Source organism: Acinetobacter sp. 228 (genome assembly GCF_048147885.1).
The window spans coordinates 1-1,180 of sequence record NZ_JAYWYV010000421.1; the positions used below are offsets into that span (position 1 = coordinate 1).

Genomic DNA, 1,180 nt, shown 5'->3' on the forward strand with positions numbered 1-1,180 from the left:
GATAAAATGCTCTAAATCCGCCACTGCAGGTGCTTCTGCTGTTAATAATCGGTCAATCACGGATGGATGAGCAACGACAGTAAAGCCACTTGTAGACTCAAATGCACGGGTGTAGCGTAATATCTCTCGAAATATTTCGTAACACACTGTCTCTGCAGTTTTGACAAAACCACGTCCCTGACACGTTGGACACGATTCACATAACAAGTGTTCTAATGATTCACGTGTACGTTTACGTGTCATTTCTACCAGACCAAGTTCAGAAACCTGTGTGATTTTGGTCTTGGCATGATCACGTTCAAGCATTTTTTCAAATTGACGCATCACTTCTTCACGATGAATCGCTTCTTGCATGTCAATAAAATCAATAATAATAATGCCGCCTAGATTTCGCAGTCTAAGCTGACGCGCAATCACCTGAGTCGCTTCCATGTTGGTCTTAAAGACAGTGTCTTCAAGGCTACGGCCACCGACATAAGAGCCTGTATTGACATCTATTGTGGTCATCGCCTCAGTCTGGTCAATCATTAAATAACCGCCAGACTTTAAAGCAACGCGTGTTTGCAGTGCTTTTTGGATATCTTCTTCAACGTTGTAAAGATCAAATAATGGACGCTCACCTTGGTAATGAATCAGGCGACTTTGCATATTCGGAACAAACTCATCTACAAACTCACGCAGTTTTCCATGAATCTCTCTCGAATCGACATAAATCTTTGCGGTTTCGTCCCTTGCCAGATCACGGATAAGTCGTTGCGGCAGCGGTAGTTCTTCAAAAATTAAGGAAGGTACTGCCACATCAACTTGCTTACGCTGAATATATTCCCATAACTTACTGAGATAGCACATATCTTGTGCAATTTCGGCTTCATCCACCCCTTCAGCAGCAGTACGAACAATTACGCTACCGGGTAAATTATGCTCCGCCTGGATGCTCTCAATAATATTACGTAGCCGATCACGCTCTTCTTCAGACTCAATGCGCTGAGAAACACCAATATGGTTACCATATGGCATAAGAACTAAATAGCGAGAAGGAATTGAAAGATCTGTGCTCAGGCGAGCGCCTTTAGTACCGAGCATATCCTTCATCACCTGAACGGTAAGAATCTGCCCTGGATGAAGTAGTTCAAACACATTTGGAGTAGGCTGTGAACGTGGCCAAACCATATCATTAATA

At 43.1% G+C, this 1,180-nt stretch carries 1 protein-coding gene; it reads right to left on the minus strand.

Going from position 1 to position 1,180, the window contains the following annotated elements; all coding sequences use genetic code 11:
• Nucleotides 1–1,180: Rne/Rng family ribonuclease (locus VXQ92_RS19535; protein WP_416682910.1), on the minus strand; the 1,180-nt coding region annotated here is incomplete at both ends.